15 protein-coding genes and 1 pseudogene are annotated in these 16078 nt (G+C 60.3%); 9 read left to right on the top strand and 7 right to left on the bottom strand.

Annotated elements, in window-relative coordinates; all coding sequences use genetic code 11:
• Positions 1 to 177: 177 nt before the first annotated feature.
• From FIV38_RS11835 to FIV38_RS11815, 5 genes and pseudogenes are all read left to right on the top strand, one after another.
• The gene (locus FIV38_RS11835) at positions 178 to 1299 is read left to right on the top strand and encodes a beta-ketoacyl-ACP synthase III (RefSeq protein WP_029292357.1); all 1122 of its coding nucleotides are present in this window, start codon (positions 178 to 180) and stop codon (positions 1297 to 1299) included.
• Between the two features lie 195 nt (positions 1300 to 1494).
• Positions 1495 to 2109 carry an RNA polymerase sigma factor gene (locus tag FIV38_RS11830; RefSeq protein WP_029292358.1) on the top strand — a complete coding sequence of 205 codons (615 nt, stop codon included), beginning with the start codon at positions 1495 to 1497 and terminating at the stop codon, positions 2107 to 2109.
• Entirely contained in the window at positions 2103 to 2336 is a 234-nt protein-coding gene (locus FIV38_RS11825; RefSeq protein ID WP_029292359.1) for an anti-sigma factor family protein, read from the top strand. Before FIV38_RS11830 ends, FIV38_RS11825 begins: the two co-directional genes overlap by 7 nt.
• Positions 2337 to 2667: 331 nt before the next feature.
• A pseudogene (locus FIV38_RS11820) lies at positions 2668 to 4002 on the top strand (OprO/OprP family phosphate-selective porin).
• 165 nt (positions 4003 to 4167) lie between these two features.
• Positions 4168 to 5292: a GNAT family N-acetyltransferase gene (locus FIV38_RS11815; protein WP_092234391.1), complete on the top strand. Its 1125-nt coding sequence runs from the start codon at positions 4168 to 4170 to the stop codon at positions 5290 to 5292.
• Between the two features lie 128 nt (positions 5293 to 5420).
• Here the strand turns inward: FIV38_RS11815 and aqpZ are convergent, their stop codons facing one another.
• From aqpZ to FIV38_RS11790, 5 genes are all read right to left on the bottom strand, one after another.
• A complete protein-coding gene (gene aqpZ / locus FIV38_RS11810) occupies positions 5421 to 6122 on the bottom strand; it encodes an aquaporin Z (protein ID WP_092234393.1) in 702 nt (233 codons plus the stop codon).
• A 167-nt stretch (positions 6123 to 6289) separates the two neighbouring features.
• On the bottom strand, positions 6290 to 8122 hold the full coding sequence (locus FIV38_RS11805) for an ABC transporter ATP-binding protein (RefSeq protein ID WP_092234396.1): 1833 nt from the start codon (positions 8120 to 8122) through the stop codon (positions 6290 to 6292).
• An 83-nt stretch (positions 8123 to 8205) separates the two neighbouring features.
• The gene (locus FIV38_RS11800) at positions 8206 to 8769 is read right to left on the bottom strand and encodes a peptidylprolyl isomerase (protein ID WP_092234399.1); all 564 of its coding nucleotides are present in this window, start codon (positions 8767 to 8769) and stop codon (positions 8206 to 8208) included.
• Positions 8770 to 8772: 3 nt separating this feature from the next.
• The gene (locus FIV38_RS11795; protein ID WP_092234402.1) at positions 8773 to 9576 is read right to left on the bottom strand and encodes an alpha/beta fold hydrolase; all 804 of its coding nucleotides are present in this window, start codon (positions 9574 to 9576) and stop codon (positions 8773 to 8775) included.
• Between the two features lie 14 nt (positions 9577 to 9590).
• On the bottom strand, positions 9591 to 10514 hold the full coding sequence (locus FIV38_RS11790) for a PA3225 family LysR-type transcriptional regulator (protein ID WP_092234405.1): 924 nt from the start codon (positions 10512 to 10514) through the stop codon (positions 9591 to 9593).
• 49 nt (positions 10515 to 10563) lie between these two features.
• On the opposite strand from FIV38_RS11790, the gene FIV38_RS11785 reads away from it, so the two are divergent.
• From FIV38_RS11785 to FIV38_RS11775, 3 genes are all read left to right on the top strand, one after another.
• Entirely contained in the window at positions 10564 to 10878 is a 315-nt protein-coding gene (locus FIV38_RS11785; protein ID WP_070995119.1) for a 3-phosphoglycerate kinase, read from the top strand.
• Between the two features lie 151 nt (positions 10879 to 11029).
• Positions 11030 to 11629, top strand: a complete 600-nt coding sequence (locus FIV38_RS11780) for an FMN-dependent NADH-azoreductase (protein ID WP_092234408.1) — start codon at positions 11030 to 11032, stop codon at positions 11627 to 11629.
• 203 nt (positions 11630 to 11832) lie between these two features.
• Complete coding sequence (locus FIV38_RS11775; protein WP_092237330.1) at positions 11833 to 12705, top strand: carboxylate/amino acid/amine transporter; 873 nt, start codon at positions 11833 to 11835, stop codon at positions 12703 to 12705.
• Positions 12706 to 12858: 153 nt separating this feature from the next.
• On the opposite strand, the gene FIV38_RS11770 is transcribed toward FIV38_RS11775, so the two are convergent.
• Positions 12859 to 14157: a mechanosensitive ion channel family protein gene (locus tag FIV38_RS11770; protein ID WP_092234415.1), complete on the bottom strand. Its 1299-nt coding sequence runs from the start codon at positions 14155 to 14157 to the stop codon at positions 12859 to 12861.
• A 193-nt stretch (positions 14158 to 14350) separates the two neighbouring features.
• Here FIV38_RS11770 and FIV38_RS11765 point away from each other — a divergent pair, with 193 nt between their 5' ends.
• Entirely contained in the window at positions 14351 to 15697 is a 1347-nt protein-coding gene (locus tag FIV38_RS11765; protein ID WP_092234417.1) for a DEAD/DEAH box helicase, read from the top strand.
• A gap of 48 nt (positions 15698 to 15745) precedes the next feature.
• Here the strand turns inward: FIV38_RS11765 and FIV38_RS11760 are convergent, their stop codons facing one another.
• The gene (locus tag FIV38_RS11760; RefSeq protein ID WP_029292372.1) at positions 15746 to 16021 is read right to left on the bottom strand and encodes a hypothetical protein; all 276 of its coding nucleotides are present in this window, start codon (positions 16019 to 16021) and stop codon (positions 15746 to 15748) included.
• Positions 16022 to 16078 lie beyond the last annotated feature (57 nt).

The raw sequence follows: 16078 nt of genomic DNA, 5'->3' as shown, positions 1-16078 counted from the left end.
GTTTATGGCAAACTTCGCCGTTATAAATGCCAGGATCGTCTAGATTGGCTGTATCAGCCTCGACGCGCCGGGACAAAGCGTTTCCCCGTTTGATGTCCGCGCGGCGGACTAGAGCGACTTACGGTTTGGTACGAAGGTACCAATCCCTTCTGCCTGAACAGATTTAGAGGAACGACCGTGCATAACGTCGTCATCAGCGGCACAGGCCTGTACACCCCGGCCAACAGCATCTCCAACGAAGAGCTGGTGCAGTCTTTCAATGCTTACGTTCAACAGTTCAATGCCGACAACGCCGTGGCTATCGAGCAGGGTGACGTTCAGGCGTTGACCGAATCCAGCGCCGCCTTTATCGAAAAGGCTTCGGGTATCAAGAGCCGGTTTGTCATGGACAAGGAAGGCATTCTGGACCCCACGCGCATGACCCCGCGCCTGCCCGAGCGCTCCAACGACGAGTGGTCGATCCTCTGCCAGATGGCCGTGGGCGCCGCCGAGCAAGCCCTGCAGCGCGCCGGCAAGACTGCGGCCGATATCGACGGGGTGATCGTTGCCTGCTCCAACCTGCAACGCGCCTATCCGGCCATCGCCATCGAAGTCCAGGAAGCCCTGGGTATCCAGGGGTTCGGTTTTGACATGAACGTGGCCTGTTCTTCGGCGACCTTCGGCATCCAGAACGCCTGCAACAGCATCCAACTGGGCCAGGCCCGGGCGATCCTGATGGTCAACCCGGAGATCTGCACCGGCCACCTGAACTTCCGTGACCGCGACAGCCACTTCATCTTTGGCGATGCGGCCACCGCGGTGATTCTGGAGCGTGCCGACCTGGCCACTTCCGAGCACCAGTTCGACGTTGTCAGCACCAAGTTGCTGACCAAGTTCTCCAATACCATCCGCAACAACTTCGGCTTTCTCAACCGCGCTGCGGAAGAGGGCATTGGTGCACCGGATAAACTTTTCGTACAGGAAGGCCGCAAAGTCTTCCGTGATGTCTGCCCGATGGTTGCAGAGTTGATCGGCCAGCACCTGGTTGAAAACCAGTTGAGCGTGACCGACGTGAAGCGCTTCTGGCTGCACCAGGCCAACCTGAGCATGAACCACCTGATCGTCAAGAAACTGCTGGGCCGTGAAGCCGAGATCGAAGAGGCACCGGTGATCCTCGATACCTACGCCAACACCAGTTCGGCGGGTTCGGTGATTGCGTTCCACACCTACCAGGACGACCTGCCCAAGGGCGCGCTGGCGGTACTCAGCTCGTTTGGCGCCGGGTATTCGATTGGCAGCGTGATCCTGCGCAAGCGCTGAGTGGCCAAGAGGCCTATCGGTGGAGGCTTGTTGTGGCGAGGGGGCTTGTCCCCCGCTGGGCTGCGCAGCAGCCCCAAAACCACCCCCTCGGTCTGCCTGACACTACTCAGTGGGTTTTATGGGGGCTGCTGCGCAGCCCAGCGGGGGACAAGCCCCCTCGCCACAACGGCTCCCCTCAACACAGTGAGATTCTGAATGGCAGCAGCCGACGACGCGCACTTGCTTGAGCGCCTGCTCAAGGGCGAGCAGCAGGCCTATAAGGAGTTAGTCACCCAGTACCAGAGCGCCATGCGTGCGGTGGCCTACGCCATCGTTGGCCAGCGCCACGCTGACGAAGTGGTCCAGGACGCCTGGCTTTCGGTGGTACGCAGCCTCGCCAAGTTCGAAGGGCGCTCCAGCCTCAAGACCTGGCTGCTGACCATCACCGCCAACTCGGCCAAGGGGCGTTACAAACAGAACCGCCGGGAAGTGTTGCTCGACGACTTGCCGTCGCCCCACGGGACCATTGGTGATGAGCGCTTTGCCGCCGGCGACGAGCATTGGCTGATCGCGCCCTTTGCCTGGCATCAGGACACCCCCGAGGCGCTGCTCACCGAAAACGAGCTGCGTGAATGCCTGGAGCACACGCTGCTCAGTCTGTCCGAGCTGCAAAGCAGCGTGCTGCTGCTGCGCGAACGCCAGGGCCTGGAGTTGGAAGAAATTTGTAATCTTCTGGAAATCTCGCTCTCCAATGTGCGTGTACTGCTGCATCGGGCGCGGCTTAAAGTCTTCGCCACGGTGGAGCATTTCGAGGAAACCGGCGAATGTTGACCTGCAAAGAACAAGTGGCACGCTCCAGTGATTATCTCGATGGGCAACTGACCTTTCGCGAGCGCCTGCTGATGCGCCATCACCTGATGTTCTGTGCCAACTGCCGGCGCTTCATTCGCCAGATGCGGCTGATGCAAGCCACCTTGCGCATCCTGCCCGAACCCGAGGTGCCGGATGCACAAGGGTTGGCCGAACGCCTGGCCTCGGAGCTCAAGCGCAACTCCTGACCGCCTTCCGCTGGACCCAACGCCCGCGACGTCGCCATCGCGGGCTTTTTTGTGTCGGCGAAAAGCCCTGCGCTGAAAAACATTGCAGGTTCGTAAGTTTTTTTCACCTTTTTTTCACCTGGCATTTCTCGTACTTTTTTTGCTCAAGCCCGCGCCGGCTCTAGCTTTGCGCTTATTCCCAGTGGTTGTAAGAAAGTTCCCCTGTAATAAAATATTTATCTTGCAGCAACTTGCCTGAAATATCCCCTCGCCAAGATCCCCTCCCAACACCAGCGGGGCAGAACCCGTGTGTTTTCCAACGCAAAAGACCACCGATTAGGGGAATTCTTCGATGATCCGTAAGCACTTCGCCGGTTTCGCGGCCAGCGCCCTGGCCCTGGCCGTTACCGCCCAGGCTTTCGCTGGTACTGTCACTACTGACGGCGCCGATATCGTTGTCAAAACCAAGGGCGGCCTTGAGGTTGCTACTACCGACCAGAACTTCAGCTTCAAGCTGGGTGGTCGCCTGCAAGCCGATTACGGCTCATTTGACGGCTTCTACACCAAGAACGGTGACTCGGGCGACGCCGCTTACTTCCGTCGCGCCTTCCTGGAGCTGGGTGGCACCGTCTACAAGGATTTCAAATACTAGCTCAACTACGACTTCTCCCACAACTCGGGTAACTCCGACGACGGCTACTTCGACGAAGCGTCCATGTCCTATGTGGGCTTCAAGCCAGTAACCATCCGCGTCGGTCGTTTTGACCCGGATTTCGGCCTGGAAAAAGCCACCAGCTCCAAGTGGATCACCGCCATGGAGCGTAACTCCGCCTACGAGGTTGCGGACTGGGTCAACACCCACGAAAACGGCATGGGCATCCAGGTCAGCGGCACTGCGGCGGACATGTTCTACGGCTCCGCCAGCCTGGCCTCCAAGGACATCAACGACGAAGACGGCAAGGGCGTGAAGCAATTCAACGGCCGTATCGTGTTGGCACCGATGAACAAAGGCGGCGACGTCCTGCACTTCGGCTTGAACGTGGCGGCACGTGATCTGAACGATGCAGCCTTCGACTCGCGGATTCGTCCTCGTCTCGGCGCTCGTGGCGTAGCGACCACCGGTGGCAACGATGCCGGCTCCAACGGCAACCGCGCTACTTTCGGCGGTGGTCTGGGCCTGAACGCCAGCAACCTGACCGCAGTGGGCGCCTATGACACCGACACCGTGTTCGGTGGTGAGTTTGCCTTCGCAACCGGCCCATTCTCGGTGCAGGCTGAAGCCCTGAGCCGCAAGATGAAAGCTGACAGCAATGCCTACCAGGACGTGAAAACCAGCGGTTTCTACGGCCAACTGGCCTACACCCTGACCGGCGAGTCCCGTGCCTACAAGCTCGACGGCGGCAAGTTCGACGCGATCAAGCCCGAGAACAAGCAATTCGGCGCCTGGGAAGTGTTCTACCGCTACGACAGCATCAAGGTTGACGACAAGAACATCGTCGTCAGCAGCGCTACCCGCGAAACCGGCGACGCCAAGGCCAACGTGAACACCCTGGGTGTGAACTGGTACGCCAACGAAGCGGTCAAGCTGTCGCTGAACTACAGCAAGGTCAGCACCGACAAGATCACCAACGCCAATGGCGATGACAGCGGTGATTCCATCGTCGGTCGTGTGCAGTACGTGTTCTAAGCAACTGTAATACCGCTCCAACGCGCTCTTTCTTCATCCGTTAAAGCGCGATCCTCTTTTTCACCCCGCCATTTGGCGGGGTTTTTTTTTGCTGCCCGCGCAGGCAGTGGGTTCTGTCAGAATGGCCTGAATATCGTGAGTGAGCGTTTACCGTCGGGGAATGGCATGCCGTTGAAACGTTTGAATAGCCTGTCCGAAATATCGCCTGATGAGTGGAACGTGTTGGTCCCCGAGGATCAGCCGTTTCTGCGCCATGCGTTCCTCAGTGCGCTGGAGGACAGTGCCAGCCTTGGTCGGCATTCTGGCTGGCAGCCCGAGCACTTGCTGCACTACGAGGGTGAGCGGCTGGTCGCGGCGCTGCCCAGCTACCGCAAATGGCACTCCTATGGCGAATACGTGTTTGACCATGGTTGGGCGGACGCCTGCGCGCGCGCCGGCATCGATTACTACCCCAAGTTGCTGACAGCCGTGCCCTTCAGCCCGGTCAGCGGGCCGCGCCTGCTGGCGGCCAATGGTGCGGATGGCCCGGAGCTGCTGCAGAGCTTGCCTGGCTACCTGGAGATCGAAGGGCTTTCCAGCGCCCATATCAACTTCACCGATGCCATGGCCGATGCGGCACTGGGCCAGCAACCCGGTTGGCTTGCGCGTCTGGGTTGCCAGTTCCACTGGCAGAACCGTGGTTATCGCGATTTCCAGGACTTCCTCGACGCCCTGAGTTCGCGCAAGCGCAAGCAGATGCGCAAGGAGCGCGAGCAAGTGGCGGGGCAGGGGATTGAGTTCCAATGGTTGCAAGGCCATGAGTTGAGCGAGGCCCAGTGGGATTTTGTCTACGCCTGTTACGCCAACACCTATGCCGTGCGCCGCCAGTCGCCGTACCTGACGCGGGCGTTTTTCAGCCTGTTGGCCGAGCGCATGCCGCAGGCCATCCGGGTGGTGCTGGCCAAGCAAGGGGCGCGGCCGGTGGCCATGGCGTTCAGCCTGGTGGGTGGCGATAGCCTGTACGGTCGCTATTGGGGCTGCCTGGGTGAGTTCGACCGGCTACATTTCGAAACCTGTTTCTATCAAGGCATGGATTACGCGATCGCCAATGGACTGCAACGTTTCGATGCCGGTGCCCAGGGCGAGCACAAGTTGATCCGGGGGTTTGAGCCGGTGATTACCCGCTCCTGGCATTACTTGCGCCATCCGGGCCTGAAAACCGCCGTGGCAGACTTCCTGGAGCGCGAGCGGGTAGGGATTCTGGCGTATGCCGAAGAGGCGCGGTCGGCGTTGCCGTATCGGCAGGCATAACGCTCAGGGAACTCGACCGGTTCCCCTGTAGGAGCTTGCTCGCGAAGAACTCAAGTACAGCGCGTTCATTCTGGATAAACGCGGCGCCCTCAGGTTTTTCGCGAGCAAGCTCACTCCTACAGGGTGGATCAGGCGTTTTCTTCCTTGCCCAGCCAACGGTAGGTGATGCCACCGATTACCGCGCCAAGGATCGGCGCCAGCCAGAACAGCCACAACTGCTGGATCGCCCAGCCGCCGACAATCAGCGCGGGGCCGGTGCTGCGGGCCGGGTTGACCGAGGTGTTGGTGACCGGGATGGAGATCAGGTGGATCAGCGTCAGCCCCAGGCCGATGGCGATGGGTGCCAGGCCCGCCGGTGCACGACGGTCAGTGGCGCCGAGGATGATCAGCAGGAACATCGCCGTCATCACCAGTTCGGTGACAAACCCCGCCGCCATCGAGTACCCGCCCGGCGAATGTTCGCCGTAACCATTGGAGGCCAGCCCAGAAGCCAGTTCAAAGCCCGGCTTGCCGCTGGCAATGAAATACAACAGGGCCGCCGCGACGACGCCACCTATGACCTGCGCGACGATATACGCTGGCAACTCCTTGACCGGAAACCGGCCGCCGACCACCAGGCCCACGGTGACTGCCGGGTTGAGGTGACAGCCGCTGATATGGCCAATGGCGAACGCCATGGTCAGCACCGTCAGTCCAAATGCCAGGGATACCCCCAGTAGACCAATTCCGACATCGGGGAACGCTGCGGCCAGAACCGCACTCCCGCAACCACCCAACACCAGCCAAAACGTACCTAACCCTTCTGTAACGGAACGTTTGAACAGAGACATGAACGCGTCCTTCTAAATCAACTGGTCGGTGAGGCTTCCCTGCAGTCTGATGTCAGGGCCCTCCCTGGGCCCTGATTGCAGTACAGCAGGATTGTGATACACGGCCAGCGAGTTAGAAAAAACTGTCAGAATTGTTCGGAATTGATAGCGCCGTTAGTAGTCCAGAATCAGTCGATACCGACGAATCCGCCGGTCTGGTGTTGCCACAATCGCGAGTACAGGCCGCCCTGTGCCAGTAGTTGGGCGTGGCTGCCGCTCTCGGCGATCTGGCCTTTTTCCAGGACGACCAACCTGTCCATTCGAGCAATCGTGGACAGACGGTGAGCGATGGCAATCACCGTCTTGCCTTGCATCAGGGTTTCCAGGCTTTCCTGGATGGCCGCTTCCACTTCCGAGTCCAGGGCCGACGTGGCTTCGTCCATGATCAGGATCGGCGCGTCCTTGAGCAGGACCCGGGCGATGGCGATGCGTTGGCGTTGCCCGCCGGAGAGTTTCACCCCGCGCTCACCCACATGGGCGTCCAGGCCGACACGGCCCTCGGCGTCTGAGAGCAGCGGGATAAATTCATCGGCACGCGCCTTGCGGATGGCCTCCCAAAGTTCCTGGTCGGTGGCGTCGGGCTTGCCATACAGCAGGTTGTCGCGGATCGAACGGTGCAGCAGCGAGGTGTCCTGGGTAATCATGCCGATGCGTTCGCGCAGGCTTTCCTGGGCCACTTCGGCGATGTTCTGGTCGTCGATCAGGATGCGCCCGCCCTGCAGATCGTAGAGGCGCAGCAGCAGGTTGACCAGGGTCGACTTGCCGGCACCGGAAGGGCCGATCAGACCGATCTTTTCCCCTGGCTTGATCACCAGGTTCAGGCCCCCGATGATGCCGCTGCTCTTGCCGTAGTGGAAATCCACTTGCTCGAAGCGCACTTCGCCGTGGGGCACGCGCAGGCGCGGGGCGTTCTCGCGGTCGATCACCGCCAGTGGCTGGGCGATGGTCTTCAGGCCGTCCTGGACCATGCCGATGTTCTCGAAAATGCCGTTGACCACCCACATGATCCAACCCGACATATTGACGATGCGGATCACCAGGCCGGTGGCCAGGGCAATGGCGCCCACCGAAATCAGCGACTGGGTCCACAGCCACAGGGCCAGGCCGGTGGTGGTGACGATCAGCAGGCCGTTCATGGTGGTGATCACCACGTCCATGCTGGTCACCACGCGGCTGGCCAGCTGGGTTTTTTCGGTCTGCTCGATGATTGCTTCCTTGGCGTACTCCTGCTCGGACTGCGTGTGGGCGAACAGTTTCAAGGTGGTGATGTTGGTGTAGCCATCGACGATGCGCCCCATCAACTTGGAGCGCGCCTCGGAGGAGATCACCGAGCGTTCCTTGACCCGTGGCACGAAGTAGCGCAGCGCCAGGCTGTAGGCGATGATCCAGGTGACCAGCGGGATCATCAGGCGCCAGTCGGCCTCGGCAAACAGCACCAGGGAACTGATGGCGTAGATCGCCACGTGCCAGATGGCATCGACAGCGGCGACGGCTGAGTCGCGCAGCGAGTTGCCGGTTTGCATGATGCGCTGGGCAATGCGCCCGGCAAAATCGTTCTGGAAAAAGTTCAGGCTCTGCTTGAGCACATAGCTGTGGTTCTGCCAGCGGATCAGGCTGGTCATGCCGGGGCTGATGGTCTGGTGTACCAGCAGGTCGTGCAGGGCGCCGAAGATCGGGCGTAGCAGCAGGGCGACCACGGCCATCCAGATCAACTCGGTGGCGTGGACCTGGAAGAAATTGGCCGGCGGTGTGCCCTGGGCCAGGTCGATGATGCGGCTCAGGTAGCTGAACAGCGCTACTTCGATCAGCGCGCCAATCAGGCCGACCACCAATAGCGCGGCAAAGCACGGCCACACCTGGCGCAGGTAATAGAGGTAGAAGGGCAGGACTTTATCGGGAGGTGCCGCGCTGGGAGCGTCGCGGAAGATATCGATCAGTTGTTCAAAGCGACGATAGAGCATTAGGTCTGACGCCCGCCGGGCGGGCTCTCCTTTTCAAATACACGCGCCGCCTTGTGGGCGGCGCGCGAAACGCCCTGTGGACCTTAGTCGATACGCTTGGCCGACTTGATCAGGACAGGATCGATAGGCACGTTTTGCATGCCTTGCTTGGTGGTGGTCTGCGAGTTGACGATGATATCGACTACGTCCATACCCTTGACCACTTTGGCAAATACCGCGTAGCCAGCATCACGGCCCGGGTCGAGGAAGGCGTTGTCGGCTACGTTGATGAAGAACTGGCTGGTGGCCGAATTCGGGTTACTGGTACGCGCCATGGACAAGGTGCCACGCACGTTATGCAGGCCGTTGCTGGCTTCGTTCTTGATCGGCGCTTCAGTTGGCTTTTGCGACATTTGCTGGGTGAACCCGCCGCCTTGCACCATAAAACCCGGGATCACCCGATGAAAAATGGTGTTGGTGTAGAAGCCTTTGTCGACATAGGACAGGAAGTTCTTGGTACTGATGGGCGCCTTGACCGGATCCAACTCGATTTCGATCTCGCCATTGGTGGTGGTGATCAATACGTGTGGTGCCTTGGCCGGCGTGGCCGCCATCAGGTTGGCAGCAAACAGAACAGAACCGGCAAAAACGGCGATTTTTTTCAGCATGGGTCAGTGATCCTGGGAAGTGCTTTCGACTGTCTTCAGAAAATCGAGCAGGGTTGTATTGAAGGTTTCGGGTTGGTCCAGCGGTGTGGCGTGACGCGAATCCTCGATCACCACCAACCGCGCATCGGGCAGCAGTTTTACATAGATTTGTTTCTGCGCCACCGGGGTGTAGTCATGGTCGGCGCTGATGACCAGGGTTGGACAGGTGATTTTCGAAAGTCGTTCCTGCACGCCCCAGCCCACAATCGCGTCGAAGCTCTCGAGGTAAGCACGTTTGTCGTTTCTTGCCCAGCGCTCCGCCATCTTGCGCCGCAGGTCGGCCTGTTCGGGTTTGGGAAACAGCCTGTCACCGAGGGCCTTGCCGATGGTCTTCAAGCTCAGCACACGTGCCAGGGTCCAGCGCTTGGCCCATTGCCAATAGTCATCGGCGCTGCGCACCTTGACCTCGGGTGCGCTGTTGACGATACACAGGCTCTTGAGCAGTTGCGGTTGGTCGACCGTCAGTTGAAAGGCGATCATCGCGCCCATCGACAGGCCCACCACATGGGCGGCGGGCAGTTGCAGGTGTTCGATCAAGGCCACCAGGTCGGCGGTAAATCCTTCGATGCTGTAGCGCTCCCGAGGCTTGTCGGAGCGGCCGTGACCGCGCACGTCCAGCACCACCAGGCGGTAATGCCGGGACAATACCGGTATTTGCAGTTCCCAATCCTGGCAACTGGAGCCCAGGCCATGGATCAGGATCAGCGGCTCGCCGTGGCCATATTCCTCGTAATGCAGGGTGCAACCTTCATGTTCGAAATAGGCCATGGGTGAACTCCGTTTCAGGCTTGCCGGGGGGCGGCAAAGGGGGCGTCCAGCGGTGCGGTGTCGAAGGTGCGTAGCAGTTCGACGAGAATCTGCGTCGCCGGGCCCAGGGGCTTGTCCTTGTTGGAGTACAGGTAGAACGTCGGGTGGCGGCTGCCGCCTTGCTCCAGGGGCAGTTGCTTGAGCACGCCTTCTTTAAGCTCGCGCTCGATCAGGTGCCGGGGCAGCCAGGCAAACCCCAGGCCGCTGCCGACGAAGGTGGCGGCGGTGGCCAAGCTGCCCACGGTCCAGCGCTGTTCGGCGCCGAGCCAGCCGACGTCCCGTGGTTGCTGGCGGCCGGAGTCGCGGATCACCACTTGCATCTGGCTTTCCAGGTCCTGGAAGCTCAACTCGCGGTTAAGCCGGTGCAGGGGGTGTTCGGGGTGGGCCACGGCGACAAATTCCACATCGCTCATTTCCGTGCCCAGGTAGCCTGGGATGCTGAAGCTGCTGATCGCCAGGTCGGCGACGCCTTCAATCAGCAGTTCCTCGACACCCGACAGCACTTCTTCACGCAGGCGCACGCGGCAGCCACGGCTTTGCGGCATGAAGGCGGTGAGGGCGCGTACCAGGCGGGCGTTGGGGTAGGCGGCATCGACCACCAGGCGTACTTCGGCTTCCCAACCTTGCTCCATATGATGGGCCAGGTCTTCGAGCTGGCTGGCGTTTTTCACCAGTTGCCGGGAGCGGCGCAGCAGCACTTCGCCGGCCTCGGTGAGCACGGCCTTGCGCCCGTCGATGCGCAGCAGGGGCACGCCCAACTGGTCTTGCATGCGGGCGACGGTGTAGCTCACCGAGGATTGCGAGCGGTGCAGTACTTCGGCCGCCTGGGCGAAGCCACCATGGTCGACCACGGCTTGCAACGTGCGCCATTGATCAAGGGTCACGCGGGGCGCTTTCAAGATGAGCTCCTCTTGTCCTAAGCTGGCGGTCCTTATTGGAGACTGCCGAATGAGAAAATTCTGTTGTGTAGTGCTGGCACTGTTGCCGCTGAGCGCGTTTGCCTATCCGATCGACGTGTCAAAATCGATCAAGGGGGTGAGCATCGATTACATGGCGTCCGATGTGGACAGTGAGATCAGCTCCATCCAACTCAGTAACTTCGGCAGCAACGACGCTGCGTGCAGGGTCGCATTTACCAATGGTCCGGAGCCTGCGCGGGTACGCAATGTCACGGTTCCTGCCGGCAAAAGCACCAACACCACGGTCAAGTTCAGCCGCGCGATTATCAAGATGCGCATCAAACTGACCTGCGAGCCTAAATAAGGCACAAGCGGGGCGCGGCCAGCGCTATGCTCCGCTTATAAACAACTTTATAGATGGGTTATAGCAGTTTTTTACGCTTTTTTATCGAACGGGCTCTGTTTAACCTTCACTCCATCGACTTACAGCAATTACCGATGGAGCCTACAAAGCCATGTCCAATGTTCTGATCATCGAAAGCAGCGCCCGCCAGCAGGATTCCATCTCCCGCCAGTTGACCCAACAGTTCATCAGCCAATGGCAGGCGGCCCACCCGGCCGATCAGATCACCGTGCGTGACCTGGCCATCAACCCGGTGCCGCACCTGGACGCCAATCTGTTGGGCGGCTGGATGAAGCCGGTCGAGCAGCGCAACGCAGATGAGCAGGCTTCCCTGGACCGTTCCAACCAACTGACCGACGAACTGCTGGCCGCCGACGTGCTGGTAATGGCCGCGCCGATGTACAACTTTGCCATCCCCAGCACCCTCAAAGCCTGGCTTGACCATGTGTTGCGCGCTGGTGTGACGTTCAAGTACACCGCCACCGGGCCACAGGGCCTGTTGACCGGCAAGCGCGCCGTCGTGTTGACCGCCCGTGGCGGTATCCATACCGGCGCGAGCAGCGATCACCAGGAACCGTACCTGCGCCAGGTCATGGGCTTTATCGGTATCCATGACGTCACCTTCATTCATGCCGAAGGGGTGAACCTGGGTGGCGACTTCCAGGAAAAGGGCGTCAACCACGCCAAGGCCTTGCTGGCACAGGTTGCCTGAAGCGTTAATCGCCAGATAATCGCGTGGTGTTTTTATAACCCCACGCAACCCTTCAAGTTCGCGTATCGAACCTCCCTTTGCACTTGTTGCTCCTGAGTGCTCCTGCCCGACTGCCGCTTTAGCGAGGTCGGGTTTTTTTTGCCCCGAGTTTCGCCCCGCCGTGAAAAACGCTAATGTCGCGCCCATTCAAATACGAGGCGCACATGGGCTATTTACTGATTGTCACGCTGATCCAGGCGTTTTCCTTCAGCTTGATCGGCGAATACCTGGCCGGTCATGTCGACAGCTATTTCGCCGTGCTGGTGCGCGTGCTGCTGGCCGGGCTGGTGTTTATCCCGCTGACCCGCTGGCGTTCGGTGGAGCCTGCGTTCATGCGCGGCATGCTGCTGATCGGCGCGTTGCAGTTTGGCGTGACATATGTGTGCTTGTACTTGAGCTTTCGCGTGCTGACGGTGCCCGAGGTGTTGTTGTTCACCATCCTCACGCCGTTGCATGTGACGTTGATCGAAGACGCACTGAACCGGCGCTTCAACCCGTGGGCGTTGATTGCTGCGCTGGTGGCGGTGGCGGGCGCGGCGGTGATCCGCTTTGACCAGATCAGCCCGGACTTCTTCATGGGCTTCCTGTTGCTGCAACTGGCCAACTTCACCTACGCCGCCGGGCAAGTGCTGTACCGGCGCCTGGTGGCGCGCCATCCAAGCGACTTGCCGCACTACCGGCGCTTTGGCTATTTCTACCTGGGAGCATTGGCCGTGGTGTTGCCAGCGTTCCTGTTGTTCGGCAAAGCCAACTTCCTGCCCGAAGCGCCATTGCAGTGGGGGGTATTGGTGTTTCTGGGGCTGGTCAGCACCGCGTTGGGCTTGTACTGGTGGAACAAGGGCGCCTGCCTGGTCAACGGCGGCACCCTGGCCGTGATGAACAACCTGCATGTGCCGGTGGGGTTGCTGCTGAACCTGCTGATCTGGAATCAGCATGAACCGTTGGGGCGGTTGTTCCTGGGCGGGGCGGTGATCGTGGCGGCGGTGTGGATCAGCCGGTTGGGTGTGCGCCCGGCTGTTGGACCTGCAACCCAGTAAAAGCTGGCTGATATGGGGCTGTGGTGGCGAGGGGGCTTGTCCCCCGCTGGGCTGCGCAGCAGCCCCAATAAAGCCAACGAGTTCTCTCAGGTAACCCGAGTTGGTTGGTTTTGGGGGACAAGCCCCCTCTCCACAATAGGTCTGCGCAGTGGATTAAAGCGCAGCTTTTTCTGGGGCTGGCAAATAGCTGGCACCCAGCACCGCCGGCAATACCCCGGCCCGCAGGTCATTGCCACTTGGCTGTTGGTACAGGCTCAAGCCAAACTCCGGCAGCACTGCCAACAGGTAGTCAAAAATATCCCCCTGGATCCGCTCGTAATCCGCCCACGCGGTGGTGCGGGTAAAGCAGTAGATTTCCAGGGGCACGCCCTGGGAGGTGGTCTGCATCTGGCGCACCATGCAGGTCATGTTCGGCTGGATATCGGGATGGCTCTTGAGGTACGCCAGGGCGTAGGCACGGAAAGTCCCCAGGTTGGTCATCCGCCGACGGTTGGCCGAGAGTTGCGCGCTGTGGCCCTGGGCTTCGTTCCAGGCTTTGAGTTCCGCCTGCTTGCGGCTGATGTAGTCGGTCAGCAGGTGGACCTGGGTCATGCGCACTTCTTCATCGTCACGCAGGAAGCGCACGCCGGCCGCGTCGATAAACAGGCTGCGTTTGATCCGCCGCCCGCCCGAGGCCTGCATGCCGCGCCAGTTCTTGAACGATTCGGACATCAGGCGCCAGGTGGGGATCGAGACGATGGTCTTGTCGAAGTTCTGCACCTTGACCGTATGCAAGGTGATATCCACCACATCGCCATCGGCGCCGACCTGGGGCATTTCGATCCAGTCGCCGACCCGCAGCATGTCGTTGCTGGTCAATTGCACGCTGGCGACAAACGACAGCAGTGTGTCCTTGTACACCAACAGGATCACCGCCGACATCGCACCCAGGCCGGACAACAGCAACAGCGGCGAGCGGTCGATCAGCGTGGCGACGATGATGATCGCGCCAAACACGAACAACACCATTTTTGCCAATTGCACATAGCCCTTGATCGAGCGCGTGCGGGCGTGTTCGGTGCGGGCGTAGATATCCAGCAGGGCGTTGAGCAGGGCGCTCATGGCCAGGACCTGGAACAGGATGGTGAACGCCAGCGCCACGTTGCCGATGAACAACGCGGCGTTTTTGCTCAGTTCCGGCACCAGGTGCAGGCCGAACTGGATCACCAGGGACGGCGTCATCTGTGCCAGGCGATGGAAGACTTTGTTGTGCCGCAGGTCATTGAGCCAGTGCAGCGCCGGCTGGCGCCCGAGCAGTTTGACGGTGTGCAGGATGAGGTAGCGAGCCACCCGTCCGACAATCAGGGCCACGACCAGCAGCACCAGCAAGGCGATGCTTGAATGCAGCAGCGGATGTTGGTCCAGGGCACCCCAGAGGTCTTGGACGTTGAGCCAGAGCTGTTTGATATCCATGGTTTAAAGCGATTCTTCTGTAAGACATGACGGGGCGATTAGAGCATTTAAGTGCTGCAAAGTTGTGCAGGCAGACAAATCACCTGACAAAAAACCATCTGATTGGCCCACTTCGCGTAAAGAAACTCGGCCTGAGCGCCCGAAACCGTTACCCTATGCAGCTGATTTTTTGTATTTCTTCGAGGTAGCACCCGTGTTTTCCCAATTCGCCCTGCACGAACGCCTGCTCAAAGCCGTGGCCGAGCTTAAATTTGTCGAGCCTACGCCTGTGCAAGCAGCGGCCATCCCGCTCGCGCTCCAAGGGCGTGACCTGCGGGTGACGGCTCAAACCGGGAGTGGCAAGACCGCCGCTTTCGTCCTGCCGATCCTCAATCGTCTGATCGGCCCGGCCAAGATCCGCGTCAGCATCAAGACCCTGATCCTGTTGCCTACCCGTGAGCTGGCCCAGCAGACCTTGAAGGAAGTGGAGCGTTTCTCGCAGTTCACCTTCATCAAGTCCGGTCTGATCACCGGCGGTGAAGACTTCAAGGTGCAGGCCGCCATGCTGCGCAAGGTCCCGGATATCCTGATCGGCACCCCTGGGCGGATGATCGAGCAACTGAACGCCGGCAACCTGGACCTCAAGGAAGTCGAAGTACTGGTGCTCGACGAAGCCGACCGCATGCTCGACATGGGTTTTGCCGACGACGTGCAGCGCCTGGTCGAAGAGTGCGTCAACCGCCAGCAGACCATGCTGTTCTCCGCCACCACTGGCGGTTCGACCCTGCGCGAGATGGTCGCCAAGGTCCTGAACAACCCTGAGCACCTGCAGGTCAACAACGTCAGCGACCTGAACTCGACCACCCGTCAGCAGATCATCACCGCTGACCACAATGTGCACAAAGAGCAGATCCTCAACTGGCTGTTGGCCAACGAGACGTATCAGAAGGCCATTGTGTTCACCAACACCCGGGCCATGGCCGACCGCATCTACGGGCGCCTGGTGGCTCAGGAGTACAAGGCGTTTGTCTTGCACGGTGAGAAGGACCAGAAGGACCGCAAGCTGGCCATCGACCGCCTCAAGCAGGGCGGCGTGAAGATCCTGGTAGCCACCGACGTCGCCGCGCGCGGCCTGGACGTGGACGGCCTGGATATGGTGATCAACTTCGATATGCCGCGCAGCGGCGACGAGTACGTGCACCGTATCGGCCGTACCGGGCGTGCCGGCAGCGATGGCCTGGCCATTTCGCTGATCTGCCATGGCGACTGGAACCTGATGTCGAGCATCGAGCGCTACCTCAAGCAGTCGTTTGAGCGGCGCACCATCAAGGAAGTCAAAGGCACCTACACCGGGCCGAAGAAGGTCAAGGCCTCGGGCAAGGCCGTGGGCGTGAAGAAGAAAAAGGTCGACGCCAAGGGCGACAAGAAGAAAGCCGGCGCCAAGTCGCCGACCAAGCGCAAGATCGCCAACCGGCCGAAGACCGACAACCTGTCGTTGGTCAGCAAGGACGGCATGGCACCGCTCAAGCGCCGCAAGCCAGAAGCACCGGCTGCCGAATAATACGGCGGCGCACAAAAAAACCGGACAATGTCCGGTTTTTTTATGCCTTCAGTTTTTTGCCTTGGCCGCCGCTTCCTTCAATTCCTTGAGCCGCGCCTCGATCAACTGGCACTTGTCGGGGAACTTCGCGCTTTCGGTATCCAGGTCCATTTGCTGCAGTTCATCGTTGATTTCCTTGGCCTTGGTCGGGTTCTGCTGGGTGAGGGTGCTGACTTCCTTGGCCAGTTGCTCACGTTTTTCCGTGGCCTCTTCCGGGGTACAGGCCCAGGCGGGCAGGGCGCTCAACAGGGTGGCGGCGACGGCCAGTTGCATCAGGGTTTTCATGGGTAGACCTCCTTGGCGGTGATACTCGGTTGAGGGCTACGGCCCGCGAAAAGTTCA

The organism is Pseudomonas proteolytica (genome assembly GCF_007858275.1).
Taxonomy (GTDB): domain Bacteria; phylum Pseudomonadota; class Gammaproteobacteria; order Pseudomonadales; family Pseudomonadaceae; genus Aquipseudomonas; species Aquipseudomonas proteolytica.
This window is presented reverse-complemented; position numbering and strand designations above follow the sequence as displayed.

Excerpts from the sequence above, each read along its gene's own strand:
- FIV38_RS11775 (WP_092237330.1), top strand. The coding sequence starts at position 11,833 with ATGGGCTATTTACTGATTGTCACGCTGATCCAGGCGTTTTCCTTCAGC.
- aqpZ (WP_092234393.1), bottom strand. The coding sequence starts at position 6,122 with ATGTCTCTGTTCAAACGTTCCGTTACAGAAGGGTTAGGTACGTTTTGG.
- FIV38_RS11770 (WP_092234415.1), bottom strand. The coding sequence starts at position 14,157 with ATGGATATCAAACAGCTCTGGCTCAACGTCCAAGACCTCTGGGGTGCC.
- FIV38_RS11815 (WP_092234391.1), top strand. The coding sequence starts at position 4,168 with ATGCCGTTGAAACGTTTGAATAGCCTGTCCGAAATATCGCCTGATGAG.
- FIV38_RS11780 (WP_092234408.1), top strand. The coding sequence starts at position 11,030 with ATGTCCAATGTTCTGATCATCGAAAGCAGCGCCCGCCAGCAGGATTCC.
- FIV38_RS11795 (WP_092234402.1), bottom strand. The coding sequence starts at position 9,576 with ATGGCCTATTTCGAACATGAAGGTTGCACCCTGCATTACGAGGAATAT.
- FIV38_RS11760 (WP_029292372.1), bottom strand. The coding sequence starts at position 16,021 with ATGAAAACCCTGATGCAACTGGCCGTCGCCGCCACCCTGTTGAGCGCC.
- FIV38_RS11825 (WP_029292359.1), top strand. The coding sequence starts at position 2,103 with ATGTTGACCTGCAAAGAACAAGTGGCACGCTCCAGTGATTATCTCGAT.
- FIV38_RS11800 (WP_092234399.1), bottom strand. The coding sequence starts at position 8,769 with ATGCTGAAAAAAATCGCCGTTTTTGCCGGTTCTGTTCTGTTTGCTGCC.
- FIV38_RS11805 (WP_092234396.1), bottom strand. The coding sequence starts at position 8,122 with ATGCTCTATCGTCGCTTTGAACAACTGATCGATATCTTCCGCGACGCT.
- FIV38_RS11785 (WP_070995119.1), top strand. The coding sequence starts at position 10,564 with ATGAGAAAATTCTGTTGTGTAGTGCTGGCACTGTTGCCGCTGAGCGCG.
- FIV38_RS11830 (WP_029292358.1), top strand. The coding sequence starts at position 1,495 with ATGGCAGCAGCCGACGACGCGCACTTGCTTGAGCGCCTGCTCAAGGGC.